The organism is Streptomyces sp. NPDC054975, from assembly GCF_053609105.1.
On the sequence record NZ_JBSGWV010000017.1, the window covers coordinates 1 to 18,707 of the forward strand.

Below are 18,707 nucleotides of genomic sequence, written 5' to 3' on the forward strand. Positions count from 1 at the left end.
TTATTCGTGCGCGGCCCGCTTATTTTTTTTATAACACACTGTATTCCACGGGGCCGGTTCGGCCCTGGGGGGGCCCGGGTTCCCCCGCCCCCCCCCTTCTCCGTACCGGCAGGACGGCGACGCACTGCCATGTACGGCGATGCCTCGCGATGTTCCGCGGTCAGTCCTTGGCCAGCGTGAAGGAGGCCGGGGAGACCGTCACGCCCGGCATGGCCGCCTCCACCAGGTACGTGCCCGGTCCCACCGGGCCCGCCGGGGGCGTGGCGCACTGCGGGGCGCTCTGAGCACGGTCCCACTCCACGGTGTGCGTGACCGTCGCACCCGCCGGGATCCGGAGCAGGACGGAGGCGGCCGGGCGCGGGCAGTCCTGCGAGGACCAGACCTCGTCGTCCTGGTTGTCACTGATCGTCAGAACCGCGTTCTTCGGGCCGAAATCGGCCTTGCACTCGGTGGCCGAGGTGTTCTTGGCGACCAGGTGGAAACGCGGCTTCTCGCCGGGCGCGTAGGAGACCTTGGCGCTGCGCAGGGTCAACTGCAGTGCCGAGGGGGCACAGTTGGGCAGCGGAGAATTGGCCGGAACCTGCTGGCCCGCGCTCGCTCCCGTTCCGCCGTCGCCACCCGCGCCGTCCGTGTCGCCGTTCTTGCCGCCGCCCTCGGTGCCCGCGTCCGTGCCGGTGCCGGCGTCCGTACCGCCGTCGCCGCCGTTGCCGGAGTTCTCGCCGGACTCCCCCGATTCGTCCCGGCCGCCCGGCTGTTCACTGATCGCGGGACCGGAGCCGGAGGGTCCGGGGGTGATCGAGGGCGCGGGAGACGAGCCGTTGGCCGCGTCGTTGGGCTTCTTGCCGCCACCGCCACCGGATGTGGCGGCCCAGAGCGCGACGAGCGCCACGAGGGCGATCAGGCACAGCGCGACCGCCCTCCGTCGCCAGTAGATGGAGGAGGGAAGCGGCCCGACCGGATTGCGCAGTGATCCCACGCCACGAACCTTACGAGAGATCGGCGCCAACTCCCGCCCCACCCGCCGCCCCAGGCATCAAGTTTTGCCGATGATCACATCCACTCCCCCTTTCGTAGGGGGTGACCGTGGTCGTGATCGTGGTCCTTGGGGGCGGACCGGCCGGTCCGGGTGCTGGTGGAGAAGGCTCGGTCGAGCCGGAACGGCGCCGCGGTGTGGTGCGCGGGGCGCGAGCCGCGCCCGCACGCCTCCACGCGCCCCGAGGGCGTGCGCCACGGCGCGTACTGAACGTGCCAGGAACGTGCCAGGATCGGGGGTGCGATGACTTCCACCGATGCCTCTTCCTCCGTTGCCTCCGCCGTTGCCCCCGCTGATTCGTCGGCCGTTTCGCCGGGCGTCGCCTCCGTCGATGCCTCCGCGTTCGAAGCCCCGGCCCTCACGGTGCCCTCCGCCCTGCACGGGCCCGTCCTCGCGTGGTTCGACCGGCACGCCCGTGACCTGCCCTGGCGCCGCCCCGAGGCGGGGGCGTGGGGCGTGATGGTCAGCGAGTTCATGCTCCAGCAGACCCCGGTCGTACGGGTCCTGCCGGTGTACGAGCAGTGGCTGGCGCGCTGGCCACGGCCGGCCGACCTGGCCGCCGAGGCGCCCGGCGAGGCCGTCCGCGCCTGGGGCCGGCTCGGCTACCCGCGGCGCGCGCTACGGCTGCACGGGGCGGCGGTGGCCATAACGGAGCGGCACGGCGGCGATGTGCCGAGCGAGCACGCGGCACTGCTCGCGCTGCCCGGGATCGGGGAGTACACGGCGGCGGCGGTGGCCTCGTTCGCGTACGGGCAGCGGCATCCGGTGCTCGACACGAACGTGCGCCGGGTGTTCGCCCGGGCGGCGACCGGCGTGCAGTACCCGCCGAACGCCACGACCGCGGCCGAGCGCAGGCTCGCGCGGGAGCTGCTGCCGGACGACGAGGGGACGGCGGCGCGCTGGGCGGCGGCCTCGATGGAGCTGGGCGCGCTGGTGTGCACGGCGAAGAACGAGGACTGCGGGCGGTGCCCGATCGCCGACCGGTGCGTCTGGCGGCTGGCCGGGAAGCCGGCCCACGACGGGCCGCCTCGGCGCGGGCAGACGTACGCGGGCACGGACCGCCAGGTGCGGGGGCGTCTGCTGGCCGTTCTGCGGGACTCGGCGGGGCCGGTGTCGCAGGCCGCGTTGGACGCGGTGTGGGACGAGCCGGTTCAGCGGGCGCGTGCGCTGGACGGGCTGGTCGCGGATGGGCTTGTGGAGCCGCTGGGGGACTCGGAGTACCGGCTGCCGCAGGGCTGACGGCGGGGCCGATCCTTTACGGGGGCGGGGTTACGTGGGCGCGGGGGCCCGGGGTCCCGTGGGCGTCCAGCTCCGGAGCGGAGGCCCCCGCCACGGCGCCGGACCCGTGGGCGGCAGGCTCAGGGAGCGGAAGCGCCCGCCAGGGCGCCGTCCCGTGTGCCCACCCGTCCCGCCCAGCGGGACGATTGCCCACACGGGGGCGGGGGCGTGGGTGGGTGGGTTACCGCCCTAACCACGGCGGGCCCGCACGGCGGGGGGTGGGCGCCGGCCCCTATACCCATTCCGGGCCCCTGTTACACAACCGATGGACAGCCGTGCGTCCGTCGTCGGCTGGGGCGCACAGGCTCGTGACAAGTGGTCCGTAGCGTCATCGACGTCAAGCAGAACGGGCTGGTCACGGGGATGGAGGCGGTCGGTATGTCGCACGGCGAGGTGCTCGACTTCGAGGAGTACGTACGCACTCGGCAGGACGCGCTGTTGCGCAGCGCCCGTCGGCTCGTCCCCGACCCGGTCGACGCGCAGGACCTCCTCCAGACCGCCCTCGTCCGCACGTACGGCCGTTGGGACGGCATCGCGGACAAGTCGCTCGCCGACGCCTACCTCCGCCGGGTGATGATCAACACCCGTACCGAGTGGTGGCGCGCCCGCAAGCTCGACGAGGTTCCCACCGAGCAGCTGCCCGACGCGTCCGTCGACGACGCCACCGAGCAGCACGCCGACCGCGCGCTGCTCATGGACATCCTCAAGGTGCTCGCGCCCAAGCAGCGCAGTGTGGTCGTCCTGCGGCACTGGGAGCAGATGAGTACGGAGGAGACGGCGGCAGCGCTCGGCATGTCGACGGGTACGGTGAAGTCCACGCTCCACCGCGCCCTGGCCCGACTGCGCCAGGAACTGGAGAGCCGTGGTGTCGACGACGCCCGTGCTCTGGAGCGCTCGACCGTACGACGTGACGAACGGGGGCAGGACCGGTGCGCGGCCTAGGCGCCAGAATCGACGGCGACGACGGGTCCGGCGGCCCGCGTCGCGGGACCGTCAAGGCGGCGAGCATCACGGCGGGGGCCGTGCTCGCCGCCGTCGGCGTGTCCCTGACCGCCTGCTCCACCGGCGGTACGGGCTCCCGTGACGAGGGCGCGGCCCGCGCCGACGAGGTGGCCTCGGCCGCCCCGGCCCCGTCCTCGCCGTCCGCCTCCTCCAGCCAGATGCCCGCCAAGCGGGTCGACCCGATCGCGCTGATCAAGGGCGACCCGAAGATCGCCTCTCGCGTGAAGGACGATCTGAAGCCCTGTGTCGCCGACGCGTACCCCGTGGACACCTCGTACGGGAGCCTGACCGGCGGCGCCTCGCCCGATGTCGTCGTCAACGTGATGACCTGCGGTGACGCCGTCGGCATCGGCACCTACGTGTACCGCGAGGACGGCGACGGGTACAAGAACGTCTTCATGGTCGAGGACGCGGCCGTGTACGCCACGATCGACCGGGGCGATCTGGTCGTGACCAAGCAGGTGTACGCCAAGGGCGACCCGGTCGCCTATCCCTCGGGCGAGGACGTGATCACGTACCGATGGGCGGGAAGCAAGTTCTCCCAGCACGACTGGGTGCACAACGACTACAGCCGCGCGGTCGGCGACGGTGGCATCGACGGCCCGCCGACGGTCGAGCCGAGCGGCAGCTGAAGAAGAACGTGAAGTGAGAGGGCGAGCGATGGCCGAGACCCATGTGCTGTTCGTCGAGGACGACGACGTCATCCGCGAGGCCACCCAGCTCGCGCTGGAGCGGGACGGCTTCACGGTGACCGCCATGCCCGACGGCCTGTCGGGCCTGGAGGCGTTCCGGGCGGACCGCCCCGACATCGCGCTGCTCGACGTGATGCTGCCGGGCATGGACGGCGTGAGCCTGTGCCGCCGCATCCGGGACGAGTCGAACGTGCCCGTGATCATGCTGTCCGCGCGCGCCGACTCCATCGACGTCGTCCTGGGCCTGGAGGCCGGTGCCGACGACTACGTGACCAAGCCCTTCGACGGCTCCGTGCTCGTGGCCCGGATCCGGGCCGTGCTGCGCCGCTTCGGCCACGCCGGCGGCCCGGCGGCCGGCGAGGCGGGCGAGGACGAGGGGCCCGAGGGCGGCCTGCTGGTCTTCGGGGACCTGGAGGTCGACACCGAGGGCATGGAGGTCCGCAAGGGCGGCGCGCCGGTGGGGCTGACCCCGACGGAGATGCGGCTGCTTCTTGAGTTCTCGTCCGCGCCGGGCACGGTCCTGTCGCGGGACAAGCTCCTGGAGCGGGTCTGGGACTACGGCTGGGGCGGCGACACCCGGGTCGTGGACGTCCACGTCCAGCGGCTGCGTACGAAGATCGGCCAGGACCGGATCGAGACGGTCCGCGGCTTCGGCTACAAGCTCAAGGGATGAGCACCCCCGATGCCTGAGAAGCAGGTGAGCGGGTGAAGCCGCCCGCCCTCCGTACCGGTGTCCGCTGGAAGATCGCCGTCGCCATCGCCGCCGTGGGCGCGCTCATCGCGGTCACGCTCAGCCTGGTCGTCCACAACTCGGCGCGCGTCTCGATGCTCGACAACGCGCGCGAGGTGCAGATGGAGCGGCTCCTCTTCGCGCAGCGGATGTACGAGAGCTCCAAGCCGAAGGAGCCGCGGTTCGGCACCAAGATCAACGATCCGTTGCTGCCGCCCCAGCTCGATCAGCTGATGCGCGACAAGCGGCGCGGCACGTTCGTCCAGGAGCACAGCCACGGCGGTCCGCCCGACGTCTGGGCGGCCGTGCCGCTGGCCAACGGCGACGTGCTGTCCCTGCACATCCCGTTCGCCGACCGCAGCGCGACGATCATGAAGGATCTGGACCGGGCGCTGATCATCGGCTCCGTCTCCGTCGTCTTCGGCGGCTGCGCGCTCGGTGTGCTCATCGGCGGCCAGCTCTCGCGCCGGCTGCGCAAGGCCGCCGCGGCGGCCGGCCGGGTCGCGCAGGGCAACACGGACGTACGGGTACGGGACGCGATCGGCGGGGTCGTACGCGACGAGACCGACGAGCTGGCCCGCGCGGTGGACGCCCTGACGGACGCGCTGCAGGAGCGGATCGAGGCCGAGCGCCGGGTCACCGCCGACATCGCGCACGAGCTGCGCACGCCGGTGACCGGTCTGCTCACGGCGGCGGAGCTGCTGCCTCCCGGGCGCCCCACCGAGCTCGTACGGGACCGGGCGCAGGCCATGCGGACGCTGGTCGAGGACGTCCTGGAGGTCGCCCGGCTCGACGGCGCCTCGGAGCGGGCCGAGCTCCAGGAGATCGCGCTCGGCGAGTTCGTGGAGCGGCGGGTCCGGGCGCTCGACCCGGAGGCCGTGGTGCACGTCGTCCACGAGTCGTGGGTGAGCACCGACCCGCGCCGCCTGGAGCGGATCCTGGGCAACCTGCTGGCGAACGCGCACCGGTACGGCAAGCCGCCGCTGGAGGTCACCATCGAGGGCCGGGTGGTACGCGTACGGGACCACGGCCCCGGCTTCCCCGAGGCGCTGCTGCGCGAGGGCCCGAGCCGGTTCCGCACCGGGGCGAGCGACCGCGCGGGGCAGGGGCACGGGCTCGGCCTGACGATCGCGGCCGGGCAGGCCCGGGTCCTCGGGGCCCGGCTGACGTTCCGCAACGCCGCTCCCGAGGGCACTCCGGAGGGGGCGGGCGGCGCGATCGCGGTGCTCTGGCTGCCGGACCACGCGCCGACGAACACGGGCAGCTTCCCGATGATCAAGTTCGCGGACTAGACGGTCTCGGCGACCTTCGTCTGTTCGCCGTCCTGCGCCTGCGGCTTGTTCGCCGGGCCGGCGCCGCGCAGGGCGACCTCCTTGACCAGGAAGGCGAGGACGAAGCCGATGACCGAGACCGCCGCGCCGACCAGGAACGCGGAGTGCGTGCCGGCGGCCACCGCGTGCTGGTAGGCCTCGCGCAGGGCCTCCGGCAGCTTGGCGAGTGAGGCCGCGTCGAGCTGGGCGGACTGCTGGGTCAGCTCCGAGCCGCCGCGCGCCGCCATCTCGTCCTGGACGCGGCTGGTGAAGAGCGCGCCCATGATCGCGACGCCGAAGGAGGAGCCGAGGGTACGGAAGAGGGTGGTCGCCGAGGAGGCCACGCCCATGTCCTTCATCTCGACGCTGTTCTGCGCGACGAGCATCGTGATCTGCATCAGGAAGCCCATGCCGGCGCCGAGTACCGCCATGTAGATCCCGGAGGTGAGGCGGGAGGTGCCGGTGTCCATCTGCGCGAGCAGGAACAGGCCGAGCACCATCAGCGCCGTGCCGATGATCGGGAAGATCTTGTACTTGCCGCTGTTGGTGGTGATCCGGCCGGAGACCAGCGAGACGACCATCATCGCCAGCAGCATCGGCAGGAGCAGCAGACCGGAGTTGGTCGCGGAGGCGCCCTGCACGGACTGCTGGAAGAGCGGCAGGAAGAGGACCGCGCCGAACATCACGAAGCCGGTGAGGAAGCCGATCACCGACATGAGGGTGAAGTTGCGGCTGCGGAAGATGTGCAGCGGGACGACCGGGTCGGCCGCGCGGGTCTCGACCCGGAGGAACGCCGCGAGCGCGAGGACACCGGTGACCGAGAGGCCGACGATGGTCGCGGAGCCCCAGGCGTACTCCGTACCTCCCCAGGTGGTGACCAGGACGATCGCGGTGATGCCGACGGTCAGCAGGGCGGCGCCGAGGAAGTCGATCCGGGTGGAGCGGTCGCGGGCCTTCTTCGGCAGGTGGAGGACGGCGGAGACCATCGCGAGGGCGACGGCGCCGAGCGGCAGGTTGATGTAGAACGACCAGCGCCAGCCCCAGTGGTCGGTGATGGTGCCGCCGACCAGCGGTCCGCCGATCATGGCGAGGGCCATGACGCCGGCCATCATGCCCTGGTACTTGCCGCGCTCACGGGGCGGTATCAGGTCGCCGATGATCGCCATGACACCGACCATCAGACCGCCGGCGCCCAGTCCCTGGACCGCGCGGAAGCCGATGAGCTGGCCCATGTCCTGGGCCATGCCGCTGAGCGCCGAGCCGATCACGAAGATCACGATCGAGGTCAGGAAGACACCCTTGCGGCCGTACATGTCGCCGAGCTTGCCCCAGATGGGGGTGGAGGCGGCGGTGGCCAGGGTGTAGGCGGTGACGACCCAGGAGAGGTGCGCCAGGCCGCCGAGCTCGCCGACGATGGTCGGCATCGCGGTGCCGATGATCATGTTGTCGAGCATCGCGAGCAACATCGCGATCATCAGGGCGAGGAGGACGACGCGGACACTGCGCGGCCGCTCCGCCCCTTCGGCCGTCGTCGGTTCTGGTGTGGTGGTCATGTCCCCTGCTCCCCGGCACCCACCTGGGCGCTTACTTGCCGACCGGCTAGTTACTACACTGGGGAAGGTAGACGTCCAACTAGCCGGGCGTCAAGTAAGTAGAAGCGTGTGGGAGCGAGCAGACCATGGCCAGAGGCAACACCCGCCAGCGCATCCAGGACGTGGCTCTCGAACTCTTCGCCGAGCAGGGATACGAGAAGACCTCGCTGCGCGAGATCGCCGAGCGGCTCGACGTCACGAAGGCGGCGCTGTACTACCACTTCAAGACCAAGGAAGACATCCTCATCGGTCTCTTCCAGGACCTCACCCGCCCCATGGACGAGCTGATCGAGTGGGCGCGGACGCAGCCCCGCACGCTGGAGACCCGCCGGGAGGTCCTGCGTCGCTACCAGCGGGCACTGCGGGACGCCGCGCCGCTGTTCCGCTTCATGCAGGAGAACCAGGCCGCCGTGCGCGAGCTGAGCGTCGGCATGACCTTCAAGGAGCGCATGATCGAGCTGACCGGCCTGGTGCAGGAGCCGGACTTCTCGATGACCGACCGGGTCCGCTGCGTCAGCGCGATCTTCACGCTGCACGCGGGAACGTTCTTCATGCAGAACGTCGAGGGCGACACCGAGGAGAAGCACGAAGCCGTCCTCGAGGTCGCCCTCGATCTGCTCACTCAGGCGCATCAGGCGCCGTAGGGAGTGTGCCGGGTCAGATGGTGACGCCCACCGAGCGCAGGAACGCGGCCGGGTTGAGCGCGGAGCCGTAGTTCGGGGTCGTACGGATCTCGAAGTGCAGGTGCGGGCCGGAGGAGTTGCCGGTGTTGCCGGACGAGGCGATCTTCTGGCCGGCGGCGACCTTCTGGCCGAGGTGCACGTTGATCTTCGACAGGTGCGCGTACTGCGAGTACTTGCCGTTGGCGTGCTTGACGACGATGGCGTTGCCGTACGCGGGGCCGTCGCCGCCGCCGTTCGGACCGGCCTTCACGACGGTGCCGGCGCCGGCGGCCTTGACCGGGGTGCCGACCGGAACGGCGAAGTCCTGGCCGGAGTGCTTGTGGGCCCACATGGCGCCGCCCTGGTTGAAGCTGGCGGTCAGCGTGTAGGAGCTGACCGGCTTGACCCAGGAGGGGGCCTTCTTGGCGGCGACGGGCGCGGCCTTGGCCGCCTTGGCGACGGCCGCCTTCTTCGCGGCAGCGGCCTTCTTCGCGGCTGCGGCCTTGGCGGCGGCGGCCTGCTTGGCAGCGGCGGCCTTCGCGGCGGCAGCCTGCTTGACGGTGGCGGCGTGCGCCTGAGCGTCGGCCTGCGCGGCGACGGCAGCGGACGCACCGGTCGCGGCAGTCGCGAGGGTGGCCTTGCCCTCGGCGGCGAAGGCGGACCCTGCTCCGGCCACCAGCGACACTCCCAGACCCGCGGTGGCGAGGGCGACGGCGGTGACTCGGGCGGCGGGGTTCATGACGCGCTTCGACATACGGGGGAAAACCTCCGGACAGAACGGGACCCGACGCGAGCGGTGCGCCGGGCGGGCTGTTGCTCATCCTTGGTAACCCGGACCCCCATCCGGCGTAAAACACCCCATCTACGACATTGCGTCGTAGCAACGGGCGGGGAAGTTCAGCTCTTGACGACTTCAAACCTGGCCTACGAAATCGGACAAACCAGCCCAAGAGAAGCGGTTTATCCGCATGTCGACTCCGCCCGAAACGGACCATCAGGCCGCTTCCCGCACGGTTCGGCACCTCTCGGGACCAAAGTCCCGAGCCGGGAGTCCTGAACGTCCTGAACTGACACCAAACGGCGGCACTATCCCGGTTAGTACCCCTCAAATCGCCTGTGCGCCTTGTCACGGCGGGCCCCCCGCGAATGCGACCTGGGTCACGCAACCAGGCCCTTCTCGATCACGTCCCGCACTACGCTGACGCCGTCGCGCACCACAGGGGGGACACCCATGGATCCGTTACTCATCGGCACCCGCCTCGCCTCGTCGGCGATGGGCCCACTCCTGAGGAAACTGCTGGTCAGCGACGGACCCGGAGCGGGCCTTCCGGGTGCCGCCCGGCGCATCCGGCTCTCCGGGCTCGTCTCCTTCCGCGGCGAGAAGCGCACCCTCACGGAGAAGGACGTCCGCAAGCTCGCCGGCACCCTCGTCGAGCGCGCCGTGGCGGGCCCCGGCGAGCCGCCGTTCCCCGCCGACGAGACCGAGGCGCTCACCGACACCCTGGCCGCCACCCTGCTGGCCCTCGGCGACCTCGACATGGACGACGTCCAGGCCGTCCACCTCGGCCCCACGGCCCTTGCCAAGCGCCTGCGCGCGGCGGCCCCGCCCCCGGACGGCCTGTCGACGGACTCCGTCCACTTCCTCGACACGCTCACCGAGTGGGCCTGCGTCCAGATCCTGGAGTTCTTCACCCAGCGGACCACCTTCGTGGCCCGGACGCTGGTGGAGCAGACCCGGGGCCAGGCGGAGCTGACCGCCAAGGTCGACGAGGTCATCCGCCGTACGCCCCGCGTGGACGCCCGCGACGCCGAGTTCGAGCGGCGGTACCTCGCGTACGTGGCGAAGAGGCACGGCAGCCTCACCATCTACGGCGTCGAACTGCAGGGCGCGCCGGAGAAGTGGCCGCTGGACGTGGCGTACCTGTCGCTGGAGGCGACGTTCTCCGATCGGATGGGGGCCGAGGGCCGGGCGCTGCTGGCCGACATCGACGACATGCGGACGTTGGTGGTCCCCGGGTCCGGGGAGGACCAGGCGCTCCAGTACCTGAGGAACGAACGGATCCACGCCCTCTCCGCGACCGGCGGCCGCGCCGACCAGGCCCTCGCCCGCCAGGACAAGGTGCTGCTGCGCGGTCTCGCCGGGTCCGGGAAGACGACGCTCGTCCAGTGGCTGGCCGTCTCGGCCACCCGCGAGGACCTCGCGGACGACATGGCGTACCTCCGCGACCGGATCCCCTTCGTCCTCCCCCTCCGCACCCTCACCCGCCACGGCGAGCGGCTCCCCGCCCCCGACCGCTTCCTCTCGGCCGTCGACTGTCCCCTCTCCCCGCCCGAGGGCTGGGCCGACCGGGTTCTCGCCGCCGGGCGCGGCCTCGTCCTGGTCGACGGCATCGACGAGATCCCCGAGGCCGAGCGCGAGCGTGCCCGCCGCTGGCTCCGCGACCTCCTCGACACCTACGACGGCAACCGCTGGCTCGTGACCTCGCGCCCCACCGCCGTACGCGACGACTGGCTGGCGTCCGACGGCTTCACCGAGCTCACTCTCGCCCCGATGTCCACCGCGGAGGTCGCCACCTTCGTCCGCCGCTGGCACAAGGCGGCCGGGCCGGAGGCCGCACCGTACGAGCAGCCCCTCCTCGACGCCCTGCGGACCACCTCGGACGTCGCCCAGCTGGCCACGAACCCGCTGATGTGCGGCCTGATCTGTGCCCTCCACCGAGCCCGCCGGGGCTTCCTGCCGCGCGGCCGGAAGGCGCTGTACGACGCCGCCCTGTCGATGCTCCTCACGCGCCGGGACCGCGAGCGGGACATGGGTACGCCGTACGGGATCGAGCTGGGCGAGGCCCCGCAGATCCAGCTCATCCAGCGGATCGCGTACTGGCTGACACTCAACGGCCGCACGACGATGGACCGTTCGCACGCGGAGTCGGTCGTACGGGAGGCCGTGCCGGCCATCACGGAGGCCGCCGGGTACGAGCCGGGCGCGGTCTTCACACACCTGCTCCACCGCAGCGGGCTCCTGCGCGAACCGACCGAGGAGACGGTCGACTTCGTCCACCGCACCTTCCAGGACTACCTGGCGGCGAAGGCCCTCGTGGACCGCTGGGACATCGGCGTCCTGGTCCGGCACGCGGCGGACGACCAGTGGGACGACGTCATCCGCATGGCCGTCGGCCACGCCCGCCCACGCGAATGCGCGGAGATCTTCGAGGAGTTGCTCCGCGCGGTCGACGCGGCACCGGACCGCCGTAGGCAGCTCCGGATCCTGGTCGTGGCGGCGACCGCGCTCGACCACGCGACGGAGGTGGCACCGGAGATCCGGGAGCGGATCCTGGCGCGGACGGCGGCGGTCATTCCGCCGAGCGGGCCGGAGGAGGCGCGGGAGCTGGCTTCCGTAGGCCGGGCGGTCCTGGACCTGCTGCCGGGGCCGGAGGGTCTGACCGAGACGGAGGCGCTCGGGGCGGTGACCACGGCCACCCACATCGCCGACGACGCCGCGCTGCCGTACCTGGCCCGGTTCGTCGAACACCCGGCGCTCAAAGTCCGATCGCAACTGATCTGGGGGTGGTCCCGATTCGACTCACGGCAGTACGCGCAGGAGATCATCGCCCACCTCGATCCGGGCAAGCTCGATTTCACCCTCCGCTCCGACGAGCAGATCGCCGAACTCGTCCGGCTGGATCTACGGCCGCAGGCCCTCGACATCCGGTACGGCGTCACCGGTCGGGGCGTGGCCGCGCTCGGCCCCGTGCTCGCCGAGGTGGAATCCGTTCAGTGCACGGCGACCACGGCCGAGAACAGCCTGGGGCGGCTCCTGTGCGAGCGTCGTCCCACGGCGGAGCCCGGCGCCCGGAGCCGGCTTCCCCGGCTGAGGTTCCTCCACCTCTTCGGCTTCTACACGCCGACCGACGAGGACTGGCACGCCATCGCCGGGACCCCGAGCCTCCGGGAGCTCACGATCGGCACGCGCTCGCTCGGCTCCTGCCCCGGTTCACTCCTGCTGCCCCAAGTGGACCACCTGCTCCTCTACGGCGAGGAGGCCGACCCGCCCTTCGCTCTGATCGCCCGGTGCTTCCCCGGCCTGCGGGGGCTGGTCCTGTCCGACACGGGTCCCGGACGGGTCTACGACGTCACGCCCCTCGCACAGCTGGAGCGCCTCGACCTCCTCCAGATACGCGGGGCCGCACTCACCGGCACCGAGCACCTCTCCCCCGTCGTCGAACTCCGCACATGAGAAAAGGGGCGGCCCCGGACTCTTCCGAGTCCGGGGCCGCCCTTGTCGTGCGATCGGAACGCTTACGCGTCCTTCGAGAGGTTCGGGCCCGTTCCGCCCGTCGCCTGCTCGATCGGCGGGACGTCCGGCAGGGCGGACTTCTCCTCGCCGCGGAAGGTGAACTTCTTCTCCTCACCCTCGCCCTCGACGTCCACGACCACGATGTGACCGGGGCGCAGCTCGCCGAAGAGGATCTTCTCGGAGAGCGAGTCCTCGACCTCGCGCTGGATCGTCCGGCGCAGCGGCCGGGCGCCCATGACGGGGTCGTAACCCTTCTTGGCGAGCAGCTCCTTCGCGGCCTGGGAGAGCTCGATGCCCATGTCCCGGTCCTTGAGGCGCTCGTCCACCCGGCTGATCATCAGGTCGACGATCTGCAGGATGTCGTCCTGGGTGAGCTGCGGGAAGACGATGATGTCGTCCACACGGTTCAGGAACTCCGGGCGGAAGTGCTGCTTCAGCTCGTCGCTGACCTTGGCCTTCATCCGCTCGTAGTTGGACTTCGTGTCGCCCTGGGCCGCGAAGCCCAGGTTGAAGCCCTTCGAGATGTCCCGGGTCCCGAGGTTGGTCGTCATGATGATGACCGTGTTCTTGAAGTCCACGACCCGGCCCTGGGAGTCGGTCAGGCGACCGTCCTCCAGGATCTGGAGAAGGGAATTGAAGATATCGGGGTGGGCCTTCTCGACCTCGTCGAACAGGACGACGGAGAACGGCTTGCGGCGCACCTTCTCGGTGAGCTGTCCGCCCTCTTCGTAGCCCACGTATCCGGGCGGGGAACCGAAGAGCCGGGAAACCGTGTGCTTCTCGCTGAACTCCGACATGTCGAGGGAGATCATCGCGTCCTCGTCGCCGAAGAGGAATTCGGCGAGCGCCTTGGACAGCTCGGTCTTACCGACACCGGACGGGCCGGCGAAGATGAACGAGCCACCGGGACGCTTCGGGTCCTTCAGACCGGCTCGCGTACGACGGATCGCCCGCGAGAGGCCGATGACGGCGTCCTTCTGGCCGATGACGCGCTTGTGGAGCTCGTCCTCCATGCGGAGCAGACGCGAGGACTCCTCCTCGGTCAGCTTGAAGACCGGGATGCCGGTGGCGGTCGCGAGGACCTCGGCGATCAGCTCGCCGTCGACCTCGGCGACGACGTCCATGTCGCCGGCCTTCCACTCCTTCTCCCGCTTGGCCTTCGCCGCCAGCAGCTGCTTCTCCTTGTCGCGGAGAGACGCCGCCTTCTCGAAGTCCTGGGAGTCGATCGCGGACTCCTTGTCCCGGCGGACACCGGCGATCTTCTCGTCGAACTCGCGGAGGTCCGGCGGCGCGGTCATCCGGCGGATACGCATCCGGGATCCGGCCTCGTCGATCAGGTCGATCGCCTTGTCCGGCAGGAAGCGGTCCGAGATGTACCGGTCGGCCAGGGTCGCGGCCTGGACGAGGGCCTCGTCCGTGATGGAGACCCGGTGGTGGGCCTCGTACCGGTCGCGCAGACCCTTGAGGATCTCGATGGTGTGCGGCAGCGACGGCTCGGCGACCTGGATGGGCTGGAAGCGGCGCTCGAGCGCGGCGTCCTTCTCCAGGTACTTGCGGTACTCGTCGAGCGTGGTCGCACCGATGGTCTGGAGCTCACCACGGGCCAGCATCGGCTTGAGGATGCTGGCGGCGTCGATCGCGCCCTCGGCGGCACCCGCACCCACCAGGGTGTGGAGCTCGTCGATGAACAGGATGATGTCGCCGCGGGTGCGGATCTCCTTGAGGACCTTCTTCAGGCGCTCCTCGAAGTCACCGCGGTAGCGGGAGCCGGCGACCAGCGCGCCGAGGTCCAGGGTGTAGAGGTGCTTGTCCTTGAGGGTCTCGGGCACCTCGCCCTTGACGATGGCCTGCGCCAGGCCCTCGACGACGGCGGTCTTGCCGACGCCGGGCTCGCCGATGAGAACCGGGTTGTTCTTCGTACGGCGGGACAGCACCTGCATGACCCGCTCGATCTCCTTCTCGCGCCCGATGACCGGGTCGAGCTTGGATTCGCGGGCCGCCTGGGTGAGGTTGCGGCCGAACTGGTCGAGGACCAGGGACGTCGAGGGGGTGCCCTCGGCAGGACCGCCGGCCGTGGCGGCTTCCTTGCCCTGGTAGCCGGAGAGCAGCTGGATGACCTGCTGCCGCACCCGGTTGAGATCGGCGCCCAGCTTCACGAGGACCTGGGCGGCGACGCCCTCGCCCTCGCGGATCAGGCCGAGCAGGATGTGCTCCGTGCCGATGTAGTTGTGGCCGAGCTGGAGGGCCTCGCGGAGCGACAGCTCCAGGACCTTCTTGGCACGCGGGGTGAAGGGGATGTGGCCGGACGGGGCCTGCTGCCCCTGCCCGATGATCTCCTCAACCTGCTGGCGGACCGCCTCGAGCGAAATCCCGAGGCTCTCCAGGGCCTTAGCGGCGACACCCTCACCCTCGTGGATAAGGCCCAGGAGGATGTGCTCGGTGCCGATGTAGTTGTGGTTGAGCATCCGGGCTTCTTCCTGAGCCAGGACGACAACCCGCCGCGCGCGGTCGGTGAACCTCTCGAACATCGTTAATCGCTCCTCAGAGCGGTCAGTCAGTTAGGGGTCGATCCCCTCCCTGTCCTTCCGCAGCTTAGTCCCGCAAGCGGGGACCGCTCATTCCAACTGCCGACATCCGTCCGGATCACCCCCTTGTCCGTGGGGAGACCTGCTGCCGAACAGCCGACAAATGCTCCAACTCGATGGTGCGAGACGATGTTCCCGCAGGCCAAGCAGTTACCCCCGCCGCCAGTACGCCGATGGCGAACGTGAGACGCGAATCCCCGCGAGTCGTCCCTCCTCACTAGGAATGTCTTACCCGCAGGCACTGACACTCCATGCGGCACACCCCGGTTCCCTCCGCTACGGGCGAACATCCTTGCGCTGCCGAATGCACTCGTACGCCCCCATCGCGGACACGGTGCGCAGTGGATCAAGGACATTGCGTCACCGACGGCGTAACCAAGGCGCCCGCGGGGGCGTTCCCCGGGCATGTCCTTCACCGCCCCGCGCGTGCCGCCGCCCCGCTCGCCGCTCGACGGCGATCCGGCGCGCTGGTACGAGGAGAGGCTCGGCTGGGCGACGGTGGCGGGTCCGCCCGTGGGCCTGGTGACGGGGGTGCGCTTCGACGTCCTGGAGCTGCCCGCCGAGGCCGGCCGCGCGGTGCTGCGCAGGACGGGCGCGGGTACCGCCGGGCCGGTGGCCCTGGCGGGGCGGCGGATGCGGCTACTGGTGGCCGCGGGAAGCGCGGAGGAGCTCCCGGGGCTGCTCGACTGGCTGGAATGGGGTGGGATCTCGCTCGATCTCACCGCGCTGGGCACCGGCAGCCGGATGACCGCTCCTGTTCCCCCAGGATGGAGCGGTTCCGGCGCACCGGGCGCCACGGTATGGCTGCGCGCGCCCGAGCCGGGCCGCGCGGTGGAACCCTCGCTGCCGGCCTTGCGGCCCGCCGTGCGGGCGGATGCGGCCGCCCCCTGTCTCGTACGGCTGGTGGCCGCCGCCGCGGCGGCGTGCCACCGGGTGCGGCTGCTGAGTGCTCAGCAGCTGACCCGTCAGCGGTTCGCGTCCTCGTAGGCGGACTTGATCTCCGCCGGAACGCGGCCACGGTCGTTCACGTTGTAGCCGTTCTCCTTGGCCCACGCGCGGATCTTCGCGGTGTCCGGACCGGCACCGGGAGCGACGCGACCCTTGCCGCGCGTACCGGCGGTGCGGCCACCGGTGCGCCGACCGCTCTTGGTGTACGGCTCGAGCAGGCCGCGGAGCTTCTCCGCGTTGGCGGTGGTGAGGTCGATCTCGTAGGTCTTGCCGTCCAGCGCGAACGTCACGGTCTCGTCCGCCTCGACACCGTCGAGGTCGTCGACAAGAAGGACCTGAACCTTCTGTGCCACCGGATTTCCTTTCATCGAAAATGCAGTACGCGGAAAGGAAACCGCTTTTCCTTGAAAAACACAAACCCCTGGGAGAGGTTCAGAAGCCCGGCAACGCGGGAAACGTGCGCGATTCGGACATAGAGGTTCCGTTCGGGTTCCCGAGCGGGTTCGGAGCGATCGTTACGTTCACAGGTGCAGAAGCATGCGGCTGTTGCCCAAGGTGTTCGGCTTCACTCGTTCGAGACCGAGGAACTCGGCGACACCCTCGTCATAGGAACGCAGGAGCTCGCTGTACACATCTCCGTCGACCGGAGTCTCACCGATCTCCACGAAGCCGTGCTTCGCGAAGAAGTCGACTTCGAAGGTCAGGCAGAATACCCGGCGTACCCCGAGCCAACGCGCGGTGTGCAGCAACTTGTCGAGCACGTGATGTCCCACGCCCGCGCCCTTGAACTCGGGGTCGACGGCGAGAGTGCGGACTTCGGCGAGGTCTTCCCACATCACATGGAGCGCGCCGCAGCCGACGACGACGGCGTCCTCGTCGCGTTCGGCGACCCAGAACTCCTGGATGTCCTCGTAAAGCGTCACGGTCGCTTTGTCGAGCAGGATGCCCCGGCGGACGTACGGATCGACAAGGCGGCGTACGGCGGCGACATCAGCGGTGCGGGCGCGACGAACGGTGACGGCTTTTGAAGCGGCGGGGGACGACGGCATGGGGGGACGTTATCGCCCGGTGTCGCCGGTTCCCTCGGCACCCTCGCCGACGGAACCGCTCGGGCCGGCCGCGGCGCCCGTACCCGTGCCCCCGGGGGCTTCTTCCGCAGGTGGGGCGGCGGGCTCGGCGGCGTTGTAGCCGACGACCCGGATCGCGTCGTTGAGGGACTCGCGCTGCTCGCTGGACATCATGCCGAAGAACGCGACAAGGGCGGCCGCGGGGTTGTCGCTCTGCGCCCAGGCTTCGTTCATCAGTGCGGCCGAGTAGGCGGCGCGCGTGGAGACCGCCGTATATCGATAGGCGCGCCCGTCGACTTCCCTGCGCACCCAGCCCTTCTGATGGAGATTGTCCATTACCGTCATGACGGTGGTGTAGGCGATGGACCGTTCCTGCTGGAGATCCTCCAGGACTTCCCGGACGGTCACCGGCCGGTTCCATTGCCAGACGCGTGTCATGACGGCGTCTTCGAGCTCTCCCAATTGACGGGGCACACGGCCACCATAGTCCGCGAAGCGGGAATGGACGGTTATTGACGGAGGAAACGCAACAAAAAGGACGTACGACCTGGAAGCTGTCGTACGTCCTTCGACGCGGGCGGGGCTGCGCGGGCTACGAGGCCGCGCCGTCCGCCTGACGGGTGGCCTCGGCGCGGGCGAGGGCCGCGTCCACGGCCGCGTCCTCCTTGGCCTTGTTGGGGCCGCCCTGGCTCTTCACGATCGTGACGACGAGCGCGGTGAAGAACACGGCCATCACGACGGGGGGCAGGAGCGCGGATACGTAGTCCATGGCGTCCAGGGTAGCTATCCGGCGGCGCGTTCCTCGGGTGGGGGCGGGGGTACGGGGCGTCGGCGCGGCGGGAACACCTCGGAGGGCTTGGGCGCCGGACGCTTGGCCGGGGCGGGCGGCTTCGGCGTGGCGGGCGGCTTGGGCTGGTCGGCGGCGCGGCCCCCGGGGAGGGCGAGCAGCCGGACGCGGGGCGCCGGGGGCGCGAGGAGCGCCGGGGTGGGCGGCGCGGGCGCGGGGACCGCCGCCTGGGAGACGCGGGCGAGGCGGGCGCGTACGGAACGTTCGGCGAGGATCTGGCAGCGCTCCAGGAGACTGGCGGCGCGCGGGTTCTGCCGCAGGGCGCGCAGGGCGGCGAGGTCGTCGGCACCGGGGTCGTACCCCGCTGCGAGGGCGTCCTGGAGAAGCTCCAGATAGCCGGTGAGCGAGCCGGGCAGGGCCTCGCGGTACCGGGTCAGTTCGGCGAGGAGGAACGCCCGGAGCCGGCCTGCCTCGCGGACGGCGTCGTCCACGGATTCGGCGAGGCGCAGACAGTCCTGGACGTCCTCGTCCTGAAGGGGGACGGGGTTGAGGGCGGTGGCAAGGGCGCGTCGGAGCACACGCAGCTCGTCCGCGCTGAACGCCATGCCGCCGCGGGATCCGTATGGCGTGGGCATGAGGTGACGATACGCGCTAATCGGACAAATTTCGTTTACCGATCATCCCCGGGCGCGGCGCGCCGACGACTGCCTGCGACGGAGCGGGCCGG

The 18,707-nt window shown here is 70.6% G+C and carries 17 protein-coding genes; 8 read left to right on the forward strand and 9 right to left on the reverse strand.

Annotated features, from left to right (window positions below):
* Positions 1 to 160 precede the first annotated feature (160 nt).
* On the reverse strand, positions 161 to 976 hold the full coding sequence (locus ACWF79_RS17470; protein ID WP_453728971.1) for a hypothetical protein: 816 nt from the start codon (positions 974 to 976) through the stop codon (positions 161 to 163).
* Positions 977 to 1,276: 300 nt separating this feature from the next.
* Between ACWF79_RS17470 and ACWF79_RS17475 the strand changes: the two genes are divergently transcribed.
* From ACWF79_RS17475 to cseC, 5 genes are all read left to right on the forward strand, one after another.
* Complete coding sequence (locus tag ACWF79_RS17475; RefSeq protein ID WP_453728972.1) at positions 1,277 to 2,272, forward strand: A/G-specific adenine glycosylase; 996 nt, start codon at positions 1,277 to 1,279, stop codon at positions 2,270 to 2,272.
* 417 nt (positions 2,273 to 2,689) lie between these two features.
* Positions 2,690 to 3,253 (forward strand): SigE family RNA polymerase sigma factor, encoded by a 564-nt coding sequence (locus tag ACWF79_RS17480; RefSeq protein ID WP_361855712.1) that lies wholly within the window; start codon positions 2,690 to 2,692, stop codon positions 3,251 to 3,253.
* Positions 3,241 to 3,945, forward strand: coding sequence for a hypothetical protein (locus tag ACWF79_RS17485; protein WP_453728973.1), 705 nt, complete (start codon positions 3,241 to 3,243; stop codon positions 3,943 to 3,945). Before ACWF79_RS17480 ends, ACWF79_RS17485 begins: the two co-directional genes overlap by 13 nt.
* 28 nt (positions 3,946 to 3,973) lie before the next feature.
* Positions 3,974 to 4,678 (forward strand): two-component system response regulator CseB, encoded by a 705-nt coding sequence (gene cseB, locus ACWF79_RS17490; protein WP_453728974.1) that lies wholly within the window; start codon positions 3,974 to 3,976, stop codon positions 4,676 to 4,678.
* A gap of 32 nt (positions 4,679 to 4,710) precedes the next feature.
* On the forward strand, positions 4,711 to 6,027 hold the full coding sequence (gene cseC / locus ACWF79_RS17495) for a two-component system sensor histidine kinase CseC (protein WP_453728975.1): 1,317 nt from the start codon (positions 4,711 to 4,713) through the stop codon (positions 6,025 to 6,027).
* On the opposite strand, the gene ACWF79_RS17500 is transcribed toward cseC, so the two are convergent.
* On the reverse strand, positions 6,024 to 7,598 hold the full coding sequence (locus tag ACWF79_RS17500; RefSeq protein ID WP_453728976.1) for an MDR family MFS transporter: 1,575 nt from the start codon (positions 7,596 to 7,598) through the stop codon (positions 6,024 to 6,026). The two genes, cseC and ACWF79_RS17500, sit on opposite strands and share 4 nt — an antisense overlap.
* A gap of 125 nt (positions 7,599 to 7,723) precedes the next feature.
* Here ACWF79_RS17500 and ACWF79_RS17505 point away from each other — a divergent pair, with 125 nt between their 5' ends.
* The gene (locus ACWF79_RS17505) at positions 7,724 to 8,281 is read left to right on the forward strand and encodes a TetR/AcrR family transcriptional regulator (RefSeq protein WP_453728977.1); all 558 of its coding nucleotides are present in this window, start codon (positions 7,724 to 7,726) and stop codon (positions 8,279 to 8,281) included.
* Positions 8,282 to 8,294: 13 nt separating this feature from the next.
* On the opposite strand, the gene ACWF79_RS17510 is transcribed toward ACWF79_RS17505, so the two are convergent.
* Positions 8,295 to 9,053 carry a M23 family metallopeptidase gene (locus tag ACWF79_RS17510; protein WP_453728978.1) on the reverse strand — a complete coding sequence of 253 codons (759 nt, stop codon included), beginning with the start codon at positions 9,051 to 9,053 and terminating at the stop codon, positions 8,295 to 8,297.
* A 477-nt stretch (positions 9,054 to 9,530) separates the two neighbouring features.
* Between ACWF79_RS17510 and ACWF79_RS17515 the strand changes: the two genes are divergently transcribed.
* Positions 9,531 to 12,533, forward strand: coding sequence for an NACHT domain-containing protein (locus ACWF79_RS17515; RefSeq protein WP_453728979.1), 3,003 nt, complete (start codon positions 9,531 to 9,533; stop codon positions 12,531 to 12,533).
* Positions 12,534 to 12,595: 62 nt separating this feature from the next.
* On the opposite strand, the gene ACWF79_RS17520 is transcribed toward ACWF79_RS17515, so the two are convergent.
* Entirely contained in the window at positions 12,596 to 15,121 is a 2,526-nt protein-coding gene (locus ACWF79_RS17520; protein WP_453728980.1) for an ATP-dependent Clp protease ATP-binding subunit, read from the reverse strand.
* A gap of 462 nt (positions 15,122 to 15,583) precedes the next feature.
* On the opposite strand from ACWF79_RS17520, the gene ACWF79_RS17525 reads away from it, so the two are divergent.
* Positions 15,584 to 16,165, forward strand: a complete 582-nt coding sequence (locus ACWF79_RS17525) for an SCO3374 family protein (protein WP_453728981.1) — start codon at positions 15,584 to 15,586, stop codon at positions 16,163 to 16,165.
* Here the strand turns inward: ACWF79_RS17525 and ACWF79_RS17530 are convergent.
* The 5 genes from ACWF79_RS17530 to ACWF79_RS17550 form a co-directional block, all read right to left on the reverse strand.
* Positions 16,144 to 16,479, reverse strand: coding sequence for a histone-like nucleoid-structuring protein Lsr2 (locus tag ACWF79_RS17530; protein WP_315892591.1), 336 nt, complete (start codon positions 16,477 to 16,479; stop codon positions 16,144 to 16,146). The two genes, ACWF79_RS17525 and ACWF79_RS17530, sit on opposite strands and share 22 nt — an antisense overlap.
* Before the next feature lie 168 nt (positions 16,480 to 16,647).
* Positions 16,648 to 17,175: an amino-acid N-acetyltransferase gene (locus ACWF79_RS17535; RefSeq protein WP_453728982.1), complete on the reverse strand. Its 528-nt coding sequence runs from the start codon at positions 17,173 to 17,175 to the stop codon at positions 16,648 to 16,650.
* 9 nt (positions 17,176 to 17,184) lie between these two features.
* Positions 17,185 to 17,631 carry a BlaI/MecI/CopY family transcriptional regulator gene (locus ACWF79_RS17540; protein WP_453728983.1) on the reverse strand — a complete coding sequence of 149 codons (447 nt, stop codon included), beginning with the start codon at positions 17,629 to 17,631 and terminating at the stop codon, positions 17,185 to 17,187.
* Between the two features lie 154 nt (positions 17,632 to 17,785).
* Positions 17,786 to 17,962, reverse strand: a complete 177-nt coding sequence (locus tag ACWF79_RS17545) for a hypothetical protein (protein ID WP_362414199.1) — start codon at positions 17,960 to 17,962, stop codon at positions 17,786 to 17,788.
* Positions 17,963 to 17,976: 14 nt separating this feature from the next.
* Positions 17,977 to 18,585, reverse strand: a complete 609-nt coding sequence (locus tag ACWF79_RS17550; protein WP_453729067.1) for a hypothetical protein — start codon at positions 18,583 to 18,585, stop codon at positions 17,977 to 17,979.
* Positions 18,586 to 18,707 lie beyond the last annotated feature (122 nt).

Bases quoted from the DNA above. Each gene is read 5' to 3' on its own strand.
- ACWF79_RS17515 (WP_453728979.1), top strand. From the start codon at position 9,531: ATGGATCCGTTACTCATCGGCACCCGCCTCGCCTCGTCGGCGATGGGC.
- ACWF79_RS17520 (WP_453728980.1), bottom strand. From the start codon at position 15,121: ATGTTCGAGAGGTTCACCGACCGCGCGCGGCGGGTTGTCGTCCTGGCT.
- ACWF79_RS17545 (WP_362414199.1), bottom strand. From the start codon at position 17,962: ATGGACTACGTATCCGCGCTCCTGCCCCCCGTCGTGATGGCCGTGTTC.
- ACWF79_RS17500 (WP_453728976.1), bottom strand. From the start codon at position 7,598: ATGACCACCACACCAGAACCGACGACGGCCGAAGGGGCGGAGCGGCCG.
- ACWF79_RS17535 (WP_453728982.1), bottom strand. From the start codon at position 17,175: ATGCCGTCGTCCCCCGCCGCTTCAAAAGCCGTCACCGTTCGTCGCGCC.
- ACWF79_RS17505 (WP_453728977.1), top strand. From the start codon at position 7,724: ATGGCCAGAGGCAACACCCGCCAGCGCATCCAGGACGTGGCTCTCGAA.
- ACWF79_RS17525 (WP_453728981.1), top strand. From the start codon at position 15,584: ATGTCCTTCACCGCCCCGCGCGTGCCGCCGCCCCGCTCGCCGCTCGAC.
- ACWF79_RS17480 (WP_361855712.1), top strand. From the start codon at position 2,690: ATGTCGCACGGCGAGGTGCTCGACTTCGAGGAGTACGTACGCACTCGG.
- ACWF79_RS17475 (WP_453728972.1), top strand. From the start codon at position 1,277: ATGACTTCCACCGATGCCTCTTCCTCCGTTGCCTCCGCCGTTGCCCCC.
- cseB (WP_453728974.1), top strand. From the start codon at position 3,974: ATGGCCGAGACCCATGTGCTGTTCGTCGAGGACGACGACGTCATCCGC.
- ACWF79_RS17550 (WP_453729067.1), bottom strand. From the start codon at position 18,585: ATGGCGTTCAGCGCGGACGAGCTGCGTGTGCTCCGACGCGCCCTTGCC.
- ACWF79_RS17510 (WP_453728978.1), bottom strand. From the start codon at position 9,053: ATGTCGAAGCGCGTCATGAACCCCGCCGCCCGAGTCACCGCCGTCGCC.
- ACWF79_RS17540 (WP_453728983.1), bottom strand. From the start codon at position 17,631: ATGACACGCGTCTGGCAATGGAACCGGCCGGTGACCGTCCGGGAAGTC.